The 21,371-nt window shown below is 35.9% G+C and carries 21 protein-coding genes; 12 read left to right on the forward strand and 9 right to left on the reverse strand.

Annotated features, from left to right (window positions below; translation table 11 throughout):
* Positions 1–186: 186 nt before the first annotated feature.
* Complete coding sequence (locus tag RNZ46_RS01440) at positions 187–573, reverse strand: PUR family DNA/RNA-binding protein (protein ID WP_316983615.1); 387 nt, start codon at positions 571–573, stop codon at positions 187–189.
* A 165-nt stretch (positions 574–738) separates the two neighbouring features.
* A complete protein-coding gene (locus tag RNZ46_RS01445; protein WP_316983616.1) occupies positions 739–2,496 on the reverse strand; it encodes an ABC transporter ATP-binding protein in 1,758 nt (585 codons plus the stop codon).
* A gap of 202 nt (positions 2,497–2,698) precedes the next feature.
* Between RNZ46_RS01445 and nusB the strand changes: the two genes are divergently transcribed.
* From nusB to yajC, 3 genes are all read left to right on the forward strand, one after another.
* Complete coding sequence (nusB, locus tag RNZ46_RS01450; RefSeq protein ID WP_316983617.1) at positions 2,699–3,646, forward strand: transcription antitermination factor NusB; 948 nt, start codon at positions 2,699–2,701, stop codon at positions 3,644–3,646.
* 83 nt (positions 3,647–3,729) lie between these two features.
* Positions 3,730–4,275 (forward strand): DUF1573 domain-containing protein, encoded by a 546-nt coding sequence (locus tag RNZ46_RS01455; protein ID WP_316983618.1) that lies wholly within the window; start codon positions 3,730–3,732, stop codon positions 4,273–4,275.
* Positions 4,276–4,287: 12 nt separating this feature from the next.
* Complete coding sequence (gene yajC / locus RNZ46_RS01460) at positions 4,288–4,584, forward strand: preprotein translocase subunit YajC (RefSeq protein WP_316983619.1); 297 nt, start codon at positions 4,288–4,290, stop codon at positions 4,582–4,584.
* 240 nt (positions 4,585–4,824) lie between these two features.
* Here the strand turns inward: yajC and RNZ46_RS01465 are convergent, their stop codons facing one another.
* Complete coding sequence (locus tag RNZ46_RS01465; RefSeq protein WP_316983620.1) at positions 4,825–5,418, reverse strand: YdeI/OmpD-associated family protein; 594 nt, start codon at positions 5,416–5,418, stop codon at positions 4,825–4,827.
* Between the two features lie 187 nt (positions 5,419–5,605).
* Here RNZ46_RS01465 and RNZ46_RS01470 point away from each other — a divergent pair, with 187 nt between their 5' ends.
* From RNZ46_RS01470 to RNZ46_RS01480, 3 genes are read left to right on the forward strand one after another with little or no spacing between them, the layout of a single operon-like run.
* Positions 5,606–6,985, forward strand: coding sequence for an alanine/glycine:cation symporter family protein (locus tag RNZ46_RS01470; RefSeq protein WP_316983621.1), 1,380 nt, complete (start codon positions 5,606–5,608; stop codon positions 6,983–6,985).
* On the forward strand, positions 6,982–7,239 hold the full coding sequence (locus tag RNZ46_RS01475; protein ID WP_316983622.1) for a DUF4212 domain-containing protein: 258 nt from the start codon (positions 6,982–6,984) through the stop codon (positions 7,237–7,239). The genes RNZ46_RS01470 and RNZ46_RS01475 overlap by 4 nt, the downstream gene beginning before the upstream one ends.
* Positions 7,240–7,258: 19 nt before the next feature.
* Positions 7,259–8,956, forward strand: coding sequence for a sodium:solute symporter family protein (locus tag RNZ46_RS01480; RefSeq protein ID WP_316984947.1), 1,698 nt, complete (start codon positions 7,259–7,261; stop codon positions 8,954–8,956).
* Positions 8,957–8,973: 17 nt separating this feature from the next.
* On the opposite strand, the gene RNZ46_RS01485 is transcribed toward RNZ46_RS01480, so the two are convergent.
* The 3 genes from RNZ46_RS01485 to RNZ46_RS01495 all read right to left on the reverse strand — a co-directional run bounded on the left by RNZ46_RS01485 (position 8,974) and on the right by RNZ46_RS01495 (position 12,904).
* Positions 8,974–9,642: a 3'-5' exonuclease gene (locus tag RNZ46_RS01485; RefSeq protein ID WP_316983623.1), complete on the reverse strand. Its 669-nt coding sequence runs from the start codon at positions 9,640–9,642 to the stop codon at positions 8,974–8,976.
* Positions 9,639–11,558, reverse strand: a complete 1,920-nt coding sequence (locus RNZ46_RS01490) for a DUF294 nucleotidyltransferase-like domain-containing protein (protein ID WP_316983624.1) — start codon at positions 11,556–11,558, stop codon at positions 9,639–9,641. The genes RNZ46_RS01485 and RNZ46_RS01490 overlap by 4 nt, the downstream gene beginning before the upstream one ends.
* Positions 11,559–11,698: 140 nt before the next feature.
* Complete coding sequence (locus tag RNZ46_RS01495; RefSeq protein WP_316983625.1) at positions 11,699–12,904, reverse strand: multidrug effflux MFS transporter; 1,206 nt, start codon at positions 12,902–12,904, stop codon at positions 11,699–11,701.
* Between the two features lie 98 nt (positions 12,905–13,002).
* Here RNZ46_RS01495 and RNZ46_RS01500 point away from each other — a divergent pair, with 98 nt between their 5' ends.
* Positions 13,003–13,611, forward strand: coding sequence for a DEAD/DEAH box helicase (locus tag RNZ46_RS01500; protein ID WP_316983626.1), 609 nt, complete (start codon positions 13,003–13,005; stop codon positions 13,609–13,611).
* 19 nt (positions 13,612–13,630) lie between these two features.
* Complete coding sequence (locus RNZ46_RS01505) at positions 13,631–14,071, forward strand: hypothetical protein (RefSeq protein WP_316983627.1); 441 nt, start codon at positions 13,631–13,633, stop codon at positions 14,069–14,071.
* A gap of 7 nt (positions 14,072–14,078) precedes the next feature.
* Here RNZ46_RS01505 and RNZ46_RS01510 read toward each other — a convergent pair whose 3' ends face one another.
* The gene (locus tag RNZ46_RS01510; RefSeq protein ID WP_316983628.1) at positions 14,079–16,283 is read right to left on the reverse strand and encodes a RecQ family ATP-dependent DNA helicase; all 2,205 of its coding nucleotides are present in this window, start codon (positions 16,281–16,283) and stop codon (positions 14,079–14,081) included.
* 253 nt (positions 16,284–16,536) lie between these two features.
* Between RNZ46_RS01510 and RNZ46_RS01515 the strand changes: the two genes are divergently transcribed.
* From RNZ46_RS01515 to lptB, 4 genes are read left to right on the forward strand one after another with little or no spacing between them, the layout of a single operon-like run.
* On the forward strand, positions 16,537–17,454 hold the full coding sequence (locus tag RNZ46_RS01515) for a KpsF/GutQ family sugar-phosphate isomerase (protein WP_316984948.1): 918 nt from the start codon (positions 16,537–16,539) through the stop codon (positions 17,452–17,454).
* Positions 17,454–18,278: a twin-arginine translocase subunit TatC gene (tatC, locus tag RNZ46_RS01520; protein ID WP_316983629.1), complete on the forward strand. Its 825-nt coding sequence runs from the start codon at positions 17,454–17,456 to the stop codon at positions 18,276–18,278. The genes RNZ46_RS01515 and tatC overlap by 1 nt, the downstream gene beginning before the upstream one ends.
* Complete coding sequence (locus RNZ46_RS01525) at positions 18,271–18,618, forward strand: carboxymuconolactone decarboxylase family protein (protein ID WP_316983630.1); 348 nt, start codon at positions 18,271–18,273, stop codon at positions 18,616–18,618. Before tatC ends, RNZ46_RS01525 begins: the two co-directional genes overlap by 8 nt.
* Before the next feature lie 23 nt (positions 18,619–18,641).
* A complete protein-coding gene (gene lptB / locus RNZ46_RS01530) occupies positions 18,642–19,382 on the forward strand; it encodes an LPS export ABC transporter ATP-binding protein (RefSeq protein ID WP_316983631.1) in 741 nt (246 codons plus the stop codon).
* A 279-nt stretch (positions 19,383–19,661) separates the two neighbouring features.
* On the opposite strand, the gene RNZ46_RS01535 is transcribed toward lptB, so the two are convergent.
* Positions 19,662–20,543 carry a DUF808 domain-containing protein gene (locus RNZ46_RS01535; RefSeq protein WP_316983632.1) on the reverse strand — a complete coding sequence of 294 codons (882 nt, stop codon included), beginning with the start codon at positions 20,541–20,543 and terminating at the stop codon, positions 19,662–19,664.
* A gap of 5 nt (positions 20,544–20,548) precedes the next feature.
* Positions 20,549–21,274 carry a CDP-alcohol phosphatidyltransferase family protein gene (locus RNZ46_RS01540; protein ID WP_316983633.1) on the reverse strand — a complete coding sequence of 242 codons (726 nt, stop codon included), beginning with the start codon at positions 21,272–21,274 and terminating at the stop codon, positions 20,549–20,551.
* Positions 21,275–21,371 lie beyond the last annotated feature (97 nt).

Genomic DNA, 21,371 nt, shown 5'->3' on the forward strand with positions numbered 1-21,371 from the left:
TTGGAAATACATGATCATTACCGCCAAAGCATAATAAAATGCAAAACCAATAAATTATGATTATTCGCTTTTTGTTCTTATATGGTTGGAAAGATTTAACCAGTAAACATATATGAATTAAAAAGCCACCAATTAAACATAATTGGTGGCTGTGTTTTTTTATTTATAAAAAACTAAGTGCGTCTGCTAAATATCCTCAAAGTCAATATCTGTAAAACTTTCGGGAGTTTTTAGCTCATCTTCAGTTACTCTTGGGGTATTGTTGTTATATTCTTTTTTAAAGTCTTTTTGATGGCGTTCGCTAATCACTTCGTCACCTTTTTCTTTAATGATATAATCGGTCATTTCTGCAAGAATATCTTTAAATTCAGCAAAGTCCTCTTTATAAATATAAATTTTATGTTTTTTATAATGATAAGAACCATCATCATTAGTAAACTTTTTGCTTTCGGTAATTGTTAAGTAATAATCTTCTGCTTTTGTAGCTCTTACGTCAAAAAAATAGGTGCGTCTTCCAGCTCGTAATACTTTTGAAAAAATCTCCTCGCGCTCCATCATACCATTATTATTCATAGTTATTTAGAAATTTATTGAATACTTTATTATATGTATCAAAAATCTAAAAAAATCACATATTAACCAACAAATATTGAATTTTCTTTTTTTTAAGTTTACAATTGTTGAATTTTATGGAATAACAGAATAATGTATCTATCTAAAATTCAATGAGTTTACACATTATTTGGCGTCTGACTCACTAAGTTGTTTTAAATACAAATCTTTGTAATAACCGTCGGTATTAATAAGTGAATCGTGATTTCCTTTTTGGACTATTTCACCATTTTCCAGCACAATTATTTTATCGGCATTTTTAGCCGAAGATACGCGATGACTAACAATTAGTGTTGTTTTTCCTTTTGATAATTTGTTTAAGTTTTCAAGGATTTTCTCTTCGGTTTCGGTATCGACCGCCGATAAACAATCATCAAACAATAAAATCTTAGGCGATTTAATAATGGCTCTCGCAATGGATACACGTTGTTTTTGTCCGCCGGAAAGTGTAATACCGCGTTCACCCAATACCGTGTTGTAACCTTGGTTAAATTTTACAATGTTTTTATGGACTTGTGCGTTTTTTGCCGCTTTAATAACATCCTCGTCCGTGGCATCTTCCTTCCCAAATCTGATGTTGTTTTTTATAGAATCTGAAAACAAAAAAGCATCCTGTGGCACATAACCGATACTATTTCTTAAATCGTTAAGGTTCAGTTGATTTATTTCGGTACCGTTAATCGTAATCGAGCCCGCATCAACATCATAAAGTCGACCAATCAAATCTAAAATGGTCGATTTTCCCGAACCGGTTTTTCCTAAAATAGCCAGTGTTTCACCTTCATTTATTTTAAAACTGACATCTTTTAAAGCCTGAATATTGGTGTCATCGTAAGTAAAAGACACCTTGTTAAACGCAATATCCCCAGTGATTTCGGTATGATTAGGCGTATTGTTTTTTATTTCGGGCTCAATTTTTAAAAACTCGTTAATGCGTTTTTGCGATGCCTCGGCCTGCTGTACAATGGAGGTGACCCAACCCACCGTAGCCACCGGCCACGTGAGCATATTTACGTAAATAATAAACTCTGCGATGGTACCCAAACTTTCAATTTCGCCATTTATATACTGCATGCCGCCAATGTAAATAACCAATAAATTGCTCACGCCAATAAGCAAAATCATCATCGGGAAAAACAAGGCCTGTACTTTAGCCAAATTAACTTGCTTTTCTTTACTGGTTGCCGAAAGGGTTTCAAAATTTGAAGCTGTTAATGGCTCAATACCATAAGCTTTTATTACCGATATACCACTAAAAGACTCTTGCGTGAAGGTTGAAAGTTTCGATAAATATTGCTGCACAATGGTGCTGCGTTTATGTATCTCCCGGCTTAATTTATAAATGGCAATCGACAAAATGGGCAAGGGCGCAATGGTGAACAACGCTAACTTAGGTGCTGCATTAAACATGTAAATTAACACAATTACAAAAAGCGTAATGGTATTGATACTGTACATTAATGCGGGGCCCGCGTACATGCGCACACGACTTACGTCTTCGCTTATCCGGTTCATTAAATCGCCCGTTCTGTTCTTTTTATAGAAATTTAACGAGAGTTTTTGGTATTGCGCATAAACCTCATTTTTTAAATCGTATTCAATATAACGTGACACATTTATTATGGTTTGGCGCATAAAAAAAGTAAGTATTCCAGCAAAAACAGCGGCTCCGATAATGTAAAGAATGGCTTCGGTTAATTCGGCTTTAAACACAGCTTTGTTAATGGAATTATCCGAGTATTTTTCAATAGTGATAAAAATTTCCTTTACATAACGCGGTGTAAAAAGCAAAAATATTCGGGCAACAACAGTAATAACGCTACCAATTAATAGGTGTGTTTTATACTTTAAAAAGTATTTGTTTAAATGCTGAAGTTCCTTCATATATAAGTTTATCGGTCTTTTATTTTGAAGAAACAAAGATAATAGATTAAAACCATTAATCGATTTTACTTTAAACCCTACATTGTTAAATAAAGCCTAAAATAATTAGTTATTAATATGTAGCGTTTTTTTAAAATAGTATTATTTTTGCAGCACGAAAAATCACTTAAACTTTCGTTTTTATAATTTAAAGTTCTTTGTAATGATGCTAAACAGAAGACATATTCGTGTAAAAGTAATGCAAACCCTGTATGCCTTTAAAGGTGGCGAAAGCGACGATTTTAGTAAAGACCAGAAATTTTTACTGTTTAGTATCGATAACATGTACAACTTGTACCTTTTGTTAATTTCGCTTCTTATTGAAGTTCAAAAAAGAGCCGAAACCGATTTACAAAAAAAACAGAATAAACATTTAGCGACCAAAGAAGACAAAGACCCAAACCGGAAATTTGTAAACAACCAAGTATTGCACATACTTAAAAGCAATACACAGCTAAAAAACCAGCTTGAAACTTTTAAAATTACCAATTGGGAATTGGATAACGAGTATGTAGATATTATATTTAAAACTATAATTTCCAGCGATTTGTATAAAGATTATATGCAAACCAAAGTATCTGATTTTAAAGAAGATAAAGATTTTATAGTTGATGTTTTCAAGGAAATTATCGCTCCAAACGACAAGCTTTACGATTATATGGAAGATAAAAATCTAACTTGGCTAGACGATCTTCCAACGGTAAACACCACGATTTTAAAGCTATTGCGAAAGGTTAAACTCACATCTCCAGAAAACCATTTTACACCACAATTGTATAAAGACACCGAGGATAAACAATTTGCCATTGAGCTGTTCAGAAAAACGTTTTTAAATAAAACAGCCTTAAATGAAGAAATTGAACAAAAAACCAAAAATTGGGATGCCGACCGTATCGCCAATGTAGACTACGTATTGCTTCAAATGGCCATTTGCGAGTTGAAACATTTTAGCTCAATTCCGGTAAAAGTAACCATTAACGAATATTTAGAAATCGCCAAAGAATATTCAACCCCAAAAAGCAGCATTTTTATAAACGGTATTTTAGATAAGTTGGTAAAAGAATATACCGCCGACGGGAAATTGAATAAAATAGGGCGTGGCTTAATGTAATAAACTGTTAAGAGTATAATAAAAGTTTTTAATCGTTTAAATAATTGTTATTTTTACCACCCAAAATGATAAAACCACTTAAAATGAAAAAAGTAATATTAGGGTTGAGCGCCATGTGCTTAATCGCTTTTACATCATGTAAAGAAAATGCCGCCAAAAAGATAGAAGAAAGCAATTTGGTAGCAGCAGCAGAAAGAGATGCCGTATCGTCTAAATTTCCAAAATTAGAGTTTGATAAAAAAGAACACGATTTTGGCGAAATTGAAGCGAGAACAAACGTGGAAACAGTATTTAAATATAAAAACACCGGTGATGCACCTTTGGTGATTACTGATATTAAAAGTACTTGTGGTTGTACCGTTCCTAAAGATTGGAGCAGAGAACCGTTGGCCGTTGGCGAGTCGGGAGAATTTACAGTAAAATTTAACGGCACGGGTCAAAACAAAGTTACAAAAACAGTTACAGTTACAGCAAATACGGAAAAAGGAACAGAATCTGTAAAAATCACAGCTTTTGTAAAACCCGATCCGAATGCTAAAACCACAACACCACAACCAACTTTAACAGCACCCAACAAACCGGTAAAATCTAGTACACGACCAGGTCACGAAGGGCACAACCACGATTAAAAAACAATAACAATGGGAGAAGGAATAGGGCAATTTATGCCGTTTATATTAATGTTTGTAGTCATCTACTTTTTTATGATTGCACCACAAATGAAACGTGCAAAAAAAGAAAAAAAGTTTGCGGCCGAATTAAAACGTGGTGATAAAATAATTACCAAAAGCGGTATGCACGGTAAAGTTTTAGAACTTAACGATAAAGATGGTAGCTGTGTTATTGAAACCATGTCGGGTAAAGTAAAGTTTGAGCGCTCTGCGATTTCAATGGAAATGAGTAGCAAACTAAATGCACCAGTAGCAGCAAAAAAATAGATATTTTATATTTTGAATATATTTCAGAATTAATAAATACTTTTAATAACATTATTAGAAACTGAAACAATCCCGATAGTTATCGGGACAGTTTTACGAAAAAAAGCTTCCAAATTGGAAGCTTTTTTTGTTGTTTGTCATTCCTGCGAAAGCAGGAATCTATTATATTGACAAAAAGAAAAGCTTGTGGATTCCTGCTTTCGCAGGAATGACAAAACTTCTGTAAAATCAGTATCTATATCAACAATTTTTATATTTATCGTGTAAGCCAACACCTTTTAAAATCATAGGCTTGATTTTTTCCAACCGGGTTTGTTTGGTGGCTTCTCGTTTTGCCGAACTTATATATTCGCAATATTCACGCTGTTTATAAGCCGATAACTGTTCAAAACTGGTTTTTAAATCGTTAACCAAAACAGCCATTAGCTCCGGTGGTACAATGGTTTCTTTCTTGCTTCGGTCGGGTTTAATTTCTTTGCCTAATTTTTGGTTCTCTATGGCTTCTTTAACATAGGCCAAAACCAGGTTTTTATCGATATCGTTAACCGATTCAAAACGCATTTGCCGTAAGGCTTTTGTTTTTTCTTCTTGAGCGTTTACAAGTAAATGATGCTCATCTTTTAAAAACACACCGTTAAAAAACCAAATACCAAAATGCTTTTTAAAAGCCCCCAAACCAATAACGTTTTTATTGTTTAACGTATAAACGGGCGCACTCCATTTTATGGTTTCTTCAAGTTCGGTAGTGTTAATTAAGTCTCGTAAAATGCTCAAGGCTTCACTAAAATGAGCGTTTTTCTCAATGTATTCTTCAACTGTGTGTATTTTATCCATTGGTGTTTTTTTTCAGGTTAATATTAACATCATCAATTTAAAGCACAGTATAATTATGATCTAATAACTTATGCTAAGGTAATTTTTATTTCAATAAATTTTATGAGGTTTTCCTATTAAAGTATAAACATTTTTAATAGTTTCACGCATCTTTTATACATTTAAAACGAAAACGAACTCATTTTTTATGGAACAACTCAAACAACTGGCTGCCAATTTTTCTAGTGCAGTTTGGGGATTGCCTTTGCTTATACTTCTTATTGGTGGCGGATTGTATTTGCTCATCCGATCGAGGTTTGGAACATTTCGCTTAATTGGGCATGCCGTTCATGTTCTTCGCGGCAAATACGACGACCCAAACGATCCCGGGCAAATCAGTCATTTCCAAGCGTTAACTACGGCCTTGTCTTCTACCATTGGTATGGGGAATATTGCAGGGGTTGCTGTCGCCATTTCCATTGGTGGCCCTGGCGCTGTTTTTTGGATGTGGGTCAGTGCCGTTGTTGGGATGTCGACTAAGTTTTTCACTTCAACCTTGGCTATTATGTTTCGAGGTAAAGATAGCAATGGCGAGTTACAAGGTGGCCCCATGTATTTTATTATGGAAGGTTTGGGTAAATCTTGGAAACCTTTGGCCATTATGTTTAGTGTGTGCGGTTTGGTTGGAGCGCTGCCTGTTTTTAATGTCAATCAGCTTACACAAGCCATTAACGATATTTTATTGGCACCCAATGGCGTTGAAGTTGGATTTACTTCCAATTTAATTGTTGGACTGGTTTTAGTTAGCATAACGGCTATTGTTATTCTTGGTGGTATTGGACGTATAAGTAAAACGGCAGCAAAGCTTGTGCCCTCTATGGTGTTGCTTTATTTTGTTTCTGTTACCATTATTTTAGTTGTTAATATTGAGGTGGTTCCTAAATATTTCGCCATGATTTTTACAGATGCTTTTGCTGCCAATAATTTTAAAGGCGATGCTTTTTTTGGCGGAATTGTTGGCGGATTGATATTACTAGGAATTAAACGTGGTGCGTTTTCAAATGAAGCAGGTATTGGTACCGCTCCCCTAGCCCATGGCGCCGCAAAAACCGATGAGCCTGTTCGCGAAGGTTTAGTCGCTATGTTAGGTCCAGCCATCGACACCTTAATTGTGTGTACACTTACCGCTCTAGCCATTTTGGTTACTGGTGTTTGGGAAACCACCGCCGATAACGGTGTGAGTTTAACCGCCAATGCTTTTGGTAATGCTATGCCCGGATTTGGCAAGTATTTGCTGTTAGTTTGTATAGCGGTGTTTAGCATATCCTCATTGTTTTCATTTTCATATTATGGCTCAAAATGTTTGTCGTTTTTAATAGGTGCAGATAAAATGCATTATTACAACTATTTCTATATTGCCAGTATTGTTTTAGGCGCAACCATGACGTTGGATATGATGATAAATCTTATCGATGGCGTGTTTGCTTTAATGGCAATTCCAACCATGTTATCCACCATAATATTGGCTCCAAAAGTTGTAAAAGAATTGGCTGCTTATAAAGAACGTTTAAAAGAAAATAAAGTATGAGCCATCAAAACAAACCGAAAGCGTACTGGAAAGAGAATATAAAAATTGTACTCATCCTGCTTACCATTTGGTTTCTGGTGTCATTCGGCGCAGGAATCATTTTTAAAGATGTTTTAAATGAAATAAAAATAGGCGGATTTAAACTCGGATTTTGGTTTGCCCAACAAGGCTCAATGTACGTATTTGTTATACTGATTTTCATCTACGTTAGATTAATGAATAAACTCGACAAAAAATATGGCTACGATGAATAGTTTATTGATAGCCCAACAGATAAGCGTACAAAATTGGACTTACATTTTAGTAGGCTTAACCTTCACCTTATATATCGGTATAGCCATTTGGTCTAGAGCAGGTTCTACAAAAGATTTTTATGTCGCTGGCGGTGGTGTTTCGCCATTAGCCAATGGTATGGCAACGGCAGCCGATTGGATGAGTGCCGCATCTTTTATATCCATGGCAGGTATTATTTCGTTTGCAGGATACGATGGCGCCGTGTATTTAATGGGATGGACAGGTGGTTATGTGTTACTCGCATTACTACTAGCACCATATTTACGAAAGTTCGGAAAATTTACCGTTCCCGATTTTATCGGAGATAGATATTACTCTAAAACCGCACGCATTGTGGCTGTGTTTTGTGCCCTATTGGTCTCGTTTACATATGTAGCCGGACAAATGCGTGGCGTTGGTATTGTATTTTCCCGTTTTTTAGAAGTCGATATCAATACGGGCGTTATTATTGGCATGCTTATCGTTTTGTTTTATGCCGTTTTAGGCGGAATGAAAGGCATCACGTATACGCAAGTGGCACAATATTGTGTATTGATATTCGCCTTTATGGTGCCTGCTATTTTCATTTCTATTCAAATGACGGGAAACCCCATTCCGCAATTAGGATTTGGTAGTGAATTGGCAGATGGTTCGGGAACTTATTTATTGGATAAACTAGACGGATTAAGCACAGAATTAGGCTTCGCCGAATATACCGAAGGCTCCAAATCGTTAGTCGATGTATTCGCCATTACCCTCGCTTTAATGGTTGGTACTGCCGGATTACCGCATGTTATTGTACGTTTCTTTACTGTAAAACGGGTTAAAGACGCCCGTAAATCCGCTGGAATCGCATTGCTTTTAATTGTTGTTCTATACACCTCAGCACCTGCGGTGGCCGTATTTGCGAGAACAAATATGATTGAAACCGTTTCCAACCAACCGTATGCCGATGTGCCGGATTGGTTTAAAAAATGGGAAACTACGGGGCTTATCACTTTTAATGATAAAAATGAAGACGGATTAATCGCTTACCTCGCTGATGACAATAAAAATGAATTAACCGTCGATAGAGATATTATGGTACTGGCAAATCCCGAAATCGCAAAACTTCCAAACTGGGTGATAGCTTTGGTAGCCGCGGGTGGATTAGCTGCAGCACTATCAACAGCAGCAGGTTTGTTATTGGTGATTTCATCTTCGGTATCTCATGATTTGATCAAAAAAATAATAAAACCTTCCATTTCTGAAAAAGGCGAACTTATCGCAGCACGTTTATCGGCTGTTGGTGCGGTTTGTGTAGCCGGGTATTTTGGAATCAATCCGCCAGGGTTTGTTGCAGCGGTGGTTGCTTTGGCTTTTGGATTGGCAGCCGCTTCATTTTTTCCAGCTATTATCTTAGGCATTTTTTACAAACGCATGAATAAAGAAGGCGCTATCGCCGGTATGGTTGTGGGCATTACAGCCATGTTATTATATATGATTAAATATAAACTGGGTTGGTTTGATGAAGTGCTGCCCAATAAAAGCGAATGGTGGTTTGGAATTTCTCCCGAAGGTTTTGGTACCGTTGCCATGGTGCTTAATTTTATAGTGTCTATTACCGTTATGAAATTTACCAAAGCGCCACCAAAAGAGGTTCAAGAAATTGTTGAAAAAATTAGAATTCCAAGTGGCGCGGGCGAGGCTACCCATTAATCGGCCAAAGTCAAATATTATGTCTTATTTAAAAGGTAATCCCAATTTAAGTGCTTGCGCCTGTTTAATCGCGATAATATCTTTAAAAACACAATGGCCGTAATAAGGGCGTCGCCACTGGCTGTATGTCTATCTACTTTTGGCACATTAAGTTCGGCACATAAATCGTCTAATGTGTAATGGTCTTTTAGGTTTTCTCGGTATATAATATGCTTTGATTTACTAAACAAATAACCCGTATCTATAAATTCATTTTTTAATTTTCCTAAGCCATGTCTCAATAACATTTCGTTAACCATGTCTTTATCGAAATTAGCATGGTGCGCTATCAAAACAGCATCTTTTATATAGTCTAAAAACGATTCTATAGCGTCTAATTCTGAAACTTTTTTTAAAGAACCTGTTTTTAATATACCGTGTATTTCTACGGTTTTGTTACTAAAAACATCTTGTTTTAAATATACCTCATAACTTTCGTTAACTTCAATGGATTTGTCTAAAATAGAAACCGCTCCAATAGATAATATTCTATCTTTTTTTTTATCAAATCCCGTGGTTTCGGTATCAAACGCTACAAATCTGGTGGTGGCTATTGTTTCATTTTTATTGTTGTTGAAAGTTTCTAAATAGCGCAACCAAAATTCGGGATAATGTCTTTTTTTCCGTTTAAACCAACCTAATATCATATGGGTAACGTTTTTAAATCAAACCTTAGCGTCAGTGTTTTTTGGATTTCATCAATAGGCTTAAAGCAGCGCTTTAGCTTTAATTTTTCTTCGTTGGACAATGTTTCTAAATCTATAAATTTACCAGAATTATTATGTTTTAAACCGTGTTTTGTTCTAAACTTGGTAAGGGCCTTAAATGCGTAAGAACAGGATTCGTACAGCTCTTTATTATTCGGTTCAATTTGGGCCAGTTTTTCGTATCGCTCAAAGGTGTTGTTTATACCTTTTATATGCTTGGTTAAAACCAATAAACGCGCTGCATCAACTAAAGGCATGAGTCCTCTGTTTTTTATGTTGAACAAGTCTTTTTGTTCTCCATTTTTTTCTACCAAAAACTGTCTGAAAAACCCCAATGGTGAAGGACTTTTTACGGCATCTTGGGCTAGCATTTTATAAAACAAGTTACTTTCTTCCAAGGCTTCATAAATGGTATCTGTTAACTGATCGGTTAGGTTCTGACTTCCGTAAACCATACTGTAATCGAAAAAGATAGAAGATAGCAGCACAGCCTCTTCCCCCGGCGATAATATCCATTCTTTAAATTGGTTTTTCCATTCAGAAATTGATTTGCACCAAGCACTATTGCTCGCCATCATATCGGCTTCGCAATACTCGAATCCTATTTTATTTAAGGATTTTGTCACATGTTTTGAAAGCTCTAAAAAGTAATCTTGGGTTTCCTTATATTTTGCTTTGGGCACATCTTCAAACACAAGTGCATTGTCTTGATCGGTGTACAGTAATTGTTCCTTTCTGCCTTGACTTCCAATGGATAACCACGAAAATTTAACCGGTGGCGGCGTTGGCATTTTCGGTAATGCAATTTCTATAGCCCTTACCGTTAGGGCATCGTTAATTTTAGAGATAACCTTTGTAATGTGTGTAATAGGAATGTTTTGCTCTAAATAATTTTTGAGTAACGTATCTGCTTTAAGTCGTGCGTTACGCAATTTTTTGGTGCGTTTTGCCCGTATAATTTCTTTGAGTATCGCTGTTGGATTGTTGCCCAATGCTACCAATATGTGGTGATTTGTTAATACGCCTACGAGTTTAGAATTTACCGTACCATCTTTGGTGATGCACAAATGGGCAATGTTATGCTTTATCATTTGCAATTGGCCATCTGCAACGGTTAGGTTTTTATTACCCGTTATAACGGGCGAACTCATAATATTGGTTACAGCCGTATCTATAGGAAAAATACCCGTCGCGATTTTATTTTTTATATCGCTATTTGTAATAATACCTAAAGGCTTTTTAGCATCGTCAATAACTACAATGTACCCAATTTTGTTTTCACTCATTTTTAAAGCAGCTTCTTTTAAAGATGAGTTAACCGAACATGTAACAGGCTTTTTGGTGTAGTTGGCCGTTTGAAAATTAGCAATGTCTCGCGAATTACTAGGCAAGTAATCGACAAAAATCTCATGGGTTTCTTTGGTTGTGTAAGCATCGTATGCATTAGTGGCAAAGGCAGTAATGAGATATTTGTAAACTCTGGAGTTGTTTTCGGCTGCCAATCTAAAACTGTCAATAGGAATGCCGTAAACAATAGACTCTTCGTGCGCAGACGCAGTAAGTTTATAATTTTCTTGTGCGATTAAAGGTCTTACACCAAATATATCACCGGCATCACTCATGGAAACAATTTCTTGTGCGTTGTTGTTTGAATAGGTTAGGCTGATGGCACCATTTCTAACCATGTAAAAGTGATTGTTACAACTGGCACCTTGTTTAAATAAAACATCACCTTTTTCCAAATAAATAATAACCACTTCCTTGGCTATATTAAGAAGTTTTTTTGCATCCAATAAATCAAAGGGCGGATGATTCTTCAAAAAATCACTGACACGTTCTGCTATAGAATTTTTCATTTAAATGCTGTGTTTTGTATTTTACAATAATTTAAACCCCACTGATTGGTGTTCGTTGAAACATATAAACAATGTACTCAAAATATAACAAACTCCTCGAATAGAATCAAAAATGAAATCATGTATAATTAACCATTAGTTTAAGCATTTATAAATGCAACTTTTCGCTTCACAATTATAAATACCAAAAGTGATAAAATTCCGAAAATTGAAAACCCAATAAACAGCGGTAACACCGAAGTGGTAACAAATCCGCCAATATAGTTGGCAATAGGCACTGCCATAACCGTTGATACAAAACCGTTTAAAGCAGCACCAATACCGGCAATATGCCCTAAAGGTTGCATGGCTAAAGCCCGTAAGTTTCCGAATAAAAAACCAACGGCAAAAAACTGTAAAGCAAAAAAGCTTAATAAAACGGTAATACTTGGGTTTTCTCCCGATGAAAACAGAACCACATATAAAATGGAAATTACAGCGTAAGCGATACAAGAGACATAAGCAATTTTTAGCATACCGAATTTAACCACAAACCGGCTGTTTAAAAATGTTGCCAACCCCACTGAAATAGCTAAACTCGCAAAAATATACGGAAACATTTCAGCCAAATTATACTGCTCTTGAAAAATTTGTTGCGACGTGCTTAAATACACCAAAAAAGACCCCGTAATAAAACCGGAAACCATAGTAAAAGCTACGGCTTCCTTATATTTAAAAAATTCTTTTACGCCATTAACAAAAAGGCGACTTGTAAATGTAATACGCTTGTGTTTTGGCAGAGTTTCTGGTTGCCGTAGCCAAAACCAAAACATTATTAAAACACCAAATATCAAATTAAAATGAAATATCGATTTCCAAGTAAAAAGATAGAGCAAAAGTTGGCCTAAGGTTGGAGCAACCACCGGTACCAAAATAAAAAACATGACCACAATAGATAGTATTTTTGCCATATAATTGCCACTGTAAGAGTCGCGAATCATAGACATGCTTAAACTTCTGGGAGACGATAGCCCAAAGCCCTGAAGTATGCGCCCCAAAATCATCACTTCAAAACTATTGGTTGTTACGCAAATAATGCTTGCCACGATAAAAACGATAAAACCAATATAAACTATGGGCTTTCTTCCAAAACTATCCGATAATGGTCCAAAAAGGAGTTGCCCGAAACCCAAGCCCAAAAAAATCATGGTAATAAGCAATTGTTTATCGGCCGGATTTGTAACCCCTAAATCATACCCTACTTCGGGTAAAGCAGGCAATAGCGCATCAATGGATAAAGCTACAATAGACATTAAAGACGCCATTAAAGCGACAAACTCAAACTTAACGGTGTTGTTATTTTGCATTGGGCAAAAGTAAACTAATTATTTTCTAAATATCAATAATATCTTAACTCTCATAGATATTTAAAAACCTACCTTTACAGCATAATGAAAATCTTATTATGTCTTTTAAAAAATTAATTGAACCTTTAGCAGATACTCTTCATCACAACGAATTTAAAGCCCCTTTACCCCTTAAAAAGCAAATTTTATCTAAAATAAAGGGAGGTGCAAGTTTGTTTGTTATTGCACCAGAAGGCAGTGGTAAAACCACAAGCATTGTTATTAGCGTCATTCAAAAATTAAAACATGCCGTTGAGGATGCACCGAGAGCCTTAATTTTTGTAAAAGACAAACAAGCCGCTTTAAGTTTAGAGTTGGAATTTAATGCATTTAAACGCGGTACCGATTTAAGGGTGTATTGCGCTTACGACGAACATAATATTGATATACAGCGCGATGAGATTTATGAAGGCACCGACATCGTAATTGCTACGCCAAAACGTTTAAATCGATTGTTTTATCTCAATGGCATAAATTTGAATAAATTACAAATGTGCATAATTGAAGATGCCGACTTTTTATTTAGAAACAATAATTTAGCAGAAGTTACCAGAACGCCCGAAAGTATTGGCAAATGCCAATATCTTGTTTTTGCCGAAAAGTTCGATGCCCGTTTTAAGCGTTGGCAAAACTCTTTTATGTACAACGCGCAAATTGTAAAAATTTAGATTTTTTGAAACCCAAAATATGAAATTTAACTTAGATAAAATTTTAGCCGCTTTTGGCAACATTCGTGCTATGGAGCGTACACATGTTGACAACCATACCGAAGACATCATCAATTCTATTACAGATGATGCTTTTGCCATATCTGAAAAAAACGTGCTTTACGCCAGCACTAAAGAATTAGGTGGCTTCCACTACGTGATTACAATAATTGTGGGTGCTTTTAAAATTAAAACCATGAAAGGTGCTAATCTTAACATTGAAGGCAATGATTTTAATTTGGATTTGAAATCGGATATGGATGAGTTTCAATCAGACCATTCAAATGTATCAAACCGATTTATAACCAGAATCGATTTTCAAATTGAAAAAGAAGATGTTGAAAAATTTGATAAAGCACGTATCAATACATTAAAGTTAACTGCAAAAAAGCACAACATTATATTCAAAACTTTAAAATAATCGATGCTTAATTAGCCACCTCGCTAATAAACTTAATACGGTATAAACGCAATTCCTCATCGTCGTAATCACCATCAAATTCTTCAATGGCTTCATGGATGCTATCGGAATCCGATTCCATAAAATACTCATGGATTTCTTCTTGTTGGTCTTCGTCTAAAATCTCATCAATCCAATAGTTAATATTCAGCTTGGTACCCGAATATACTATGGCCTCCATTTCTTTTATGAAATCTTCCATAGACATATTTTTAGACGATGCTATATCATCTAAAGGTAATTTTCGGTCTACATTTTGAATGATATAAAGCTTATTTGCAGAATTGCTACCGGTGGATTTTACAACTAAATCGTCTGGACGTGTAATGTCGTTTTCCTCAACATATTTTGAAATAAGACTGATAAAATCCTTACCGTATTTTTTTGCCTTGCCATCGCCAACACCATGAACGTTACTAAGCTCGGACATGGTAATAGGATATTTTAAAGCCATATCTTCCAGCGACGGGTCTTGGAAAATAACGAACGGTGGAACGCCCATTTTTTTGGCATTCTTTTTACGCAAATCCTTAAGCATACCCATAAGCACATCATCGGCTACGGCACCACCACTTTTTGCGGCAACAATAATTGATCCGTCTTCTTGCTCTCCTTCATAAATATGGTCTTCGGTCATCATAAACGACACCGGTTTTTTTATAAACGCCCTACCTGCATCTGTTAATTTTATAACACCGTAAGTTTCTATATCTTTTTTTAGATAGCCCGATACCAATACCTGCCTCAATAAAGCCATCCAATGCTTGTTGTCTTGCGCTTTACCTTTTCCAAAAAAGTCTTGTTCGTTGGTTTTATGTGAATTTATTAGCGCATTTTCTTTACCGATAAGCACGTTTACTAAATCTTTCGATTTATATTTTTCGTTGGTTTTATCAATAATTTCCAAGAGTAACTTTACATCGTCCTTAGCTTCTTTTTGCTTTTTAGGGTAACGTACGTTGTCGTCCATATCGCCACCTTCGCCGGTTTTGTTATCAAACTCTTCACCGAAATAATGTAAAATGAATTTTCTGCGCGATATTGATGTTTCCGCGAAAGCGACAACCTCCTGCAATAAAGCATGCCCAATTTCTTGTTCGGCAACGGGTTTACCAGACATGAATTTCTCTAGTTTTTCAATGTCTTTATAAGCGTAAAATGCCAAACAATGGCCTTCGCCTCCATCGCGACCGGCACGACCGGTTTCTTGATAATAACTTTCTATACTTTTAGGAATATCATGATGGATTACAAAGCGCACATCGGGCTTATCGATACCCATACCAAAGGCAATAGTGGCCACAACAACATCTACATCTTCCATTAAAAACTTATCTTGATGGCTCGATCTGGTTTTGGCATCTAAACCCGCATGATATGGCACTGCTTTAATGCCGTTTACCTGTAATACCTGTGCCAATTCTTCAACACGTTTTCTACTTAAACAGTAAACAATACCCGATTTTCCTTCGTTTTGTTTAATAAATCGAATAATATCAGCATCAACATTTTTTGTTTTTGGTCGAACCTCATAATATAAATTAGGTCTGTTAAACGACGCTTTAAACGTTGTAGCGCCAGCAATACCCAAGTTTTTTATAATGTCTTCTTGAACTTTTGGGGTGGCCGTAGCGGTTAAGCCAATGATAGGAATATCGTCGCCAATGCGCTCTTTTATATGACGGAGATTCCTATATTCCGGTCTAAAATCGTGCCCCCATTCGCTTATGCAATGGGCTTCATCAATAGCCATGAAAGACACTTTTACCGAGCGTAAAAACTCAACGTTTTCTTCTTTAGTTAACGATTCCGGTGCTACATAGAGCAGTTTGGTAATACCGTTAACTATATCATCTTTTACCCGTTTTACTTCGGTTTTATTTAATGAAGAATTTAATACATGCGCAACACCTTCTTCATTTGAAAGACCTCTAATGGCATCCACCTGATTTTTCATCAAGGCTATTAAAGGCGATACCACAATAGCTGTACCTTCTTGCATTAATGCCGGTAATTGGTAACACAGCGATTTTCCGCCCCCGGTTGGCATAATTACAAACGTATGGTTTCCTGATAAAATACTTTTAATTACATCTTCCTGCAGCCCTTTGAATTTGTTAAACCCAAAATACTTTTTTAGTGCAGCATGAATGTCACTTTTTGCTGTTAACATTGATAGAATAAAAAATTAATATACATGATAAAAACACACTATTTCTAAGTATGATATTCATTAATTTAGCAGTGTATTTAGAGAACCCTCATGTTTTTTTCGTTAGTTTTGTATCGCAATTCGAATTTACAATAAAAATTCAATATTGATTAACATTTAAAGATAACAAAATCTTTAAAGCTTCAACCAAAAAATATAATAAATTTTGAAAGAAGAAATTTCTATTATTGGTACTGCCAAACACACCATTGAAATGGAAAGTAAGGCTATTTCTAACTTAGCCACTCTTATTACCGATGATTTTGCCGATGCGGTAAAACTTATTTACAACTCCAAAGGGCGTGTTATTATCACGGGAATTGGCAAAAGTGCCATTATTGCCAATAAGATTGTAGCCACCTTAAACTCTACCGGAACGCCTGCCATTTTTATGCACGCCGCCGATGCTATTCATGGCGATTTAGGCTTAATTCTTAAAGACGATGTGGTGATTTGCATTTCCAAAAGCGGAAACACACCGGAAATAAAAGTTTTGGTGCCTTTAATTAAAAGTGCCAAAAACAAAATGATTGCCATTACAGGTAACACAGATTCATTTTTAGGGCAACAGGCAGACTTTGTTTTAAACGCTTATGTCGAGCAGGAAGCCTGCCCCAATAATTTGGCACCAACAACAAGTACTACGGCACAATTGGTAATGGGCGATGCGCTCGCCGTTTGTTTATTGGAGTTACGAGGTTTTTCGAGCAACGATTTTGCAAAATATCACCCCGGTGGTGCTTTAGGAAAGAAATTGTATTTACGGGTTCACGATATTTCCTCTGTTAATCAAAAGCCACAAGTACATCTGAATACGGGCATAAAAGAGGTAATTATCGAAATTTCAGAAAAAATGTTGGGTGTTGCTGCCGTAGTTGAAAACGAAAAAATTATAGGTATTATTACCGATGGTGATTTACGTAGAATGCTAACAAAAGTTGATGATTTTTCTACCTTAACCGCCAAAGATATTATGAGCGCAAACCCCAAGCATATTAACGTAGACGCCATGGCTGTTGATGCTTTAGAAGTGATGGAAACCAACGGTATTTCTCAGTTACTTGTTGAAGATAACGGCAATTACGCAGGCGTAGTTCATTTACACGATTTAATTAAAGAAGGCATTATATAATGGCGAAAAAGAATATTAATGAGATGTCTTTTTTAGACCATCTTGAAGATTTGCGGTGGCATTTAATAAGAATTTGTATTGCCGTAATTGGCGTAGCCACTTTGGCTTTTATTTTTAGCCGATTTATTTTTGATGAGATTATTTTTGCACCCTTGGAAATGAGTTTTCCAACCTATAATTTTTTATGTAATGCAGCAAACTTTATAGGTCTAGAAACTACGTTTTGTGCCGAGGAAATGCCTATGATACTGCAAAACCGAACTATGGCAGGCCAGTTTTCGGCAGATATTTGGACCGCTATTTTAGGAGGCTTCATCATATCCTTCCCATACGTTATTTACCAATTATGGAAATTTATTAGCCCCGGATTACATTCAAACGAACGCCGGCATTCGCGTGGTTTCATCATCATTTCATCACTCTTATTTTTTATTGGGGTATTGTTTGGCTATTATATTGTAACGCCTTTATCACTAAACTTTTTAGCCAATTACAGCATTTCTGATGCGGTAGACAATCAAATTGATATTGGCTCGTACATTGCTTTGGTGCGATCTTCGGCATTGGCCTCCGGATTGATTTTCGAGCTGCCCATCATCATCTATTTTTTAACCAAAATAGGTTTAGTAACTCCAGAAGTTTTAAGAAAATACCGAAAATATGCGCTTGTAGTTGTGCTCATACTTTCAGCAATTATAACGCCTCCAGATATTGCCAGTCAAGTTATAGTAGCTATCCCTATTATTATCTTATATCAAATAAGTATTTACATCTCTAAAGTAGTCGTTAGAAATCAAAAAAGAAAAGAAAAACAACATGTCTGATATCGTTACCGAATTTAATGAGTATCGCCAGAGAATGAACGATAAGATTCTTGCCGATAACAATAAAGTTATTAAACGCATCTTTAATTTAGATACCAACGCTTTCGCGGAAGGGGCTTTAGATGTTAAAACAAAAGAGCTTTTAGGCTTGGTGGCATCTATGGTTTTACGTTGCGACGATTGTGTAAAATACCATCTTGAAACCTGTTATAAAGAAGGCATACCAAAAGCACAGGTTGTTGAAACTTTAAGTATTGCGAATTTAATTGGTGGCACCATTGTTATTCCGCATTTGCGGAAAGCTTACGAATTTTGGGATGCTTTAGAAGCCAATAATTAATTAAAATTTACGTTATTGCAATTATGATTTTAAGAGCCGAAAATTTAATGAAGTCCTACAGCGGACGAAAAGTTGTAAAAGATGTTTCCCTTGAGGTAAACCAAGGTGAAATTGTGGGGCTTTTGGGTCCAAATGGTGCTGGTAAAACCACCTCGTTTTACATGATTGTGGGGTTAATTAAACCAAATGGTGGCCATATTTTTTTAGACAATACCGAAATTACCAAATACCCCATGTACAAACGGGCGCAAAATGGTATTGGGTATTTGGCGCAAGAAGCATCGGTATTTAGAAAACTGAGTATTGAAGATAATATTTTAAGCGTGTTGCAACTTACAAAGCTGAGTAAAAAGCAACAGCACGATAAAATGGAATCGCTTATTGAGGAATTCGGACTTGGCCATATTCGTAAAAACCGTGGCGATTTACTCTCCGGTGGCGAGCGCCGGCGTACCGAAATTGCGCGTGCCTTGGCAACCGACCCGAGTTTTATACTTTTAGATGAACCATTTGCTGGCGTTGATCCTGTGGCGGTTGAAGATATTCAGCGTATCGTGGCGCAACTTACCAAAAAAAATATCGGTATTTTAATTACCGATCACAACGTGCAGGAAACCTTGGCTATTACCGACAGAACTTATTTAATGTTTGAAGGCGGCATTTTAAAAGCCGGAAAACCAGAAGAATTAGCCGAAGACGAGATGGTGCGAAAAGTGTATTTAGGACAGAATTTTGAGTTGCGTAAAAAGAAAATCCGTGAGTAAAGCCTAAGGCTTATTTGATTATTTTTTATTGGTTAGCTTTGTCGTCGTTTTTAAGTTGTTTGTCATTCCTGCGCAGGCAGGAATCCACAAAAAGACTAATAATTATTCTACCTTGAATAATATATTTTGGTTTTATGTAAACCTAAACAGTGTAGATTGATGAGACTTTAAAGTGACTTTGTTGTTTCTTAATTTTCTAACTATTCTTTTATTTGTCATTCCTGCGCAGGAATGACAAATAGCAAAGTTTTGAGCTTCCTAATTATTCAAAGTAATATTTTATCCGTTTTTACCTTTTCGTTTAAAAACACTCTTAAAAGCCTTAACCACGAAAACCGAAATTAAGCCAACCAACAACCCAACAATAAAATCCCTTAAAATAGAAGGTAGCACCTCTAAAAAGTGATGCAAAAACTCTATATTATGAACAAAAATACCACCCGAAACCAACAGTAAAGCTATCGTACCAATTACCGCTAAACTTTTAATTACAACAGGCAATGCATTTATTAAAAAATTGCCGATGAACTTTGAAACACTTTTTTCTTTGCGGCTCATTCTTACCAGCCTAAAACCAAAATCGTCCATTCTTACAATAAGCGCCACAATACCGTAAACACCAACGGTGGCGATAATGGCAACAATGGAAACCACTATAATTTGAAACAAAATTGGTCTGCCCAAAACCGTGCCCAAAGCGATAATTACAATTTCTACAGATAAAATAAAATCGGTAAGAATAGCCGATTTAATCTTACTTTTTTCGGTTTTTAAAATAGCTTCTTTAGAAAGGTTTTCAGGTTTAACTTCCACTTTAGCATGTTCGTGGGGCACAAAAAACCCGTATATTTTTTCGGCGCCTTCAAAAGCCAAATACACACCGCCCAATATTAAAGCCAATGTAACCGCCCAAGGCGCAAAAGCACTAAGCAAAAAGGCAATGGGTAAAATGATTAATTTATTTAAAAAAGATCCTTTGGTAATTGCCCACAAAACGGGTAACTCTCTTGAGGATACAAACCCTGTCGCTTTTTCGGCATTTACCGCTAGATCGTCACCCAAAATACCTGCCGTTTTTTTGGTACTTATTTTACTCATTACAACCACGTCGTCCATTAAAACCGCTATGTCGTCGAATATTGCAAAAAATCCTGATGCCATTTGTTTTATTTTGAAGTTAGATTGTCTAAAACAGACATGGAAATATAAAGTATTATAATAATTGGAATGGCCGCAAACTGCAACACCATTAAAAGCACTACACATAACAGTATAAAAATATAGCGTGTCACATTGTTTTTAAAACTCCAATCTTTAAACTTTAAGGCGAACAGCTTTATGTTTGCGTTTAGTATCCAACAGCTAAAAACAGTTACACCAATTAAAAACCATTTATTTAAAATTATGGCGTTAATTATATCGCTATTCTGGTATTCCATAATGAGTGGCAGCGATAAAATAAGCAAAGCATTTGCTGGTGTTGGCAGGCCTTTAAAATAGCTTTGTTGCTCGGTGTCGATATTGAATTTTGCCAATCGATAAGCTGATGCAAGTGTGATTGACAGCCCTAAAAGCGGAATTATCGGCAATCCAAAACCAACAGATAAATCAATTTCTCCCCAACCTGACTCAACAATTTCCAACAATTTAAACATTATAATCCCTGGCACCAATCCGCTGGTAACCACATCGGCCAGCGAATCCAACTGTAAACCCAATTCGCTTTGCACGTTTAGTTTTCGTGCTGCAAAGCCATCAAAAAAATCAAAGAAAATACCGAGAAACACAAACAAAGCCGCGGCTACAAAATTATCGTTAACGGCGAAAATTACGGCAATACATCCTGAAAAAAGATTTAAAAGAGTGAGTGCATTCGGAATATATCGCTTCATAAATATATAATTTTAGAGCTGTAAAAATAACAAACTATTGTTGTGAAAAACAACTATCAAACAATATCTATTATTATTTCAAGTTTATTAGGTGATA

The organism is Hwangdonia lutea (assembly GCF_032814565.1).
Taxonomy (GTDB): Bacteria; Bacteroidota; Bacteroidia; order Flavobacteriales; family Flavobacteriaceae; genus Hwangdonia; species Hwangdonia lutea.

Coding starts and splice junctions, on each gene's coding strand:
- RNZ46_RS01440 (WP_316983615.1), bottom strand. CDS start 573: ATGAATAATAATGGTATGATGGAGCGCGAGGAGATTTTTTCAAAAGTA.
- RNZ46_RS01445 (WP_316983616.1), bottom strand. CDS start 2,496: ATGAAGGAACTTCAGCATTTAAACAAATACTTTTTAAAGTATAAAACA.
- nusB (WP_316983617.1), top strand. CDS start 2,699: ATGATGCTAAACAGAAGACATATTCGTGTAAAAGTAATGCAAACCCTG.
- RNZ46_RS01455 (WP_316983618.1), top strand. CDS start 3,730: ATGAAAAAAGTAATATTAGGGTTGAGCGCCATGTGCTTAATCGCTTTT.
- yajC (WP_316983619.1), top strand. CDS start 4,288: ATGGGAGAAGGAATAGGGCAATTTATGCCGTTTATATTAATGTTTGTA.
- RNZ46_RS01465 (WP_316983620.1), bottom strand. CDS start 5,418: ATGGATAAAATACACACAGTTGAAGAATACATTGAGAAAAACGCTCAT.
- RNZ46_RS01470 (WP_316983621.1), top strand. CDS start 5,606: ATGGAACAACTCAAACAACTGGCTGCCAATTTTTCTAGTGCAGTTTGG.
- RNZ46_RS01475 (WP_316983622.1), top strand. CDS start 6,982: ATGAGCCATCAAAACAAACCGAAAGCGTACTGGAAAGAGAATATAAAA.
- RNZ46_RS01485 (WP_316983623.1), bottom strand. CDS start 9,642: ATGATATTAGGTTGGTTTAAACGGAAAAAAAGACATTATCCCGAATTT.
- RNZ46_RS01490 (WP_316983624.1), bottom strand. CDS start 11,558: ATGAAAAATTCTATAGCAGAACGTGTCAGTGATTTTTTGAAGAATCAT.
- RNZ46_RS01495 (WP_316983625.1), bottom strand. CDS start 12,904: ATGCAAAATAACAACACCGTTAAGTTTGAGTTTGTCGCTTTAATGGCG.
- RNZ46_RS01500 (WP_316983626.1), top strand. CDS start 13,003: ATGTCTTTTAAAAAATTAATTGAACCTTTAGCAGATACTCTTCATCAC.
- RNZ46_RS01505 (WP_316983627.1), top strand. CDS start 13,631: ATGAAATTTAACTTAGATAAAATTTTAGCCGCTTTTGGCAACATTCGT.
- RNZ46_RS01510 (WP_316983628.1), bottom strand. CDS start 16,283: ATGTTAACAGCAAAAAGTGACATTCATGCTGCACTAAAAAAGTATTTT.
- RNZ46_RS01515 (WP_316984948.1), top strand. CDS start 16,537: ATGGAAAGTAAGGCTATTTCTAACTTAGCCACTCTTATTACCGATGAT.
- tatC (WP_316983629.1), top strand. CDS start 17,454: ATGGCGAAAAAGAATATTAATGAGATGTCTTTTTTAGACCATCTTGAA.
- RNZ46_RS01525 (WP_316983630.1), top strand. CDS start 18,271: ATGTCTGATATCGTTACCGAATTTAATGAGTATCGCCAGAGAATGAAC.
- lptB (WP_316983631.1), top strand. CDS start 18,642: ATGATTTTAAGAGCCGAAAATTTAATGAAGTCCTACAGCGGACGAAAA.
- RNZ46_RS01535 (WP_316983632.1), bottom strand. CDS start 20,543: ATGGCATCAGGATTTTTTGCAATATTCGACGACATAGCGGTTTTAATG.
- RNZ46_RS01540 (WP_316983633.1), bottom strand. CDS start 21,274: ATGAAGCGATATATTCCGAATGCACTCACTCTTTTAAATCTTTTTTCA.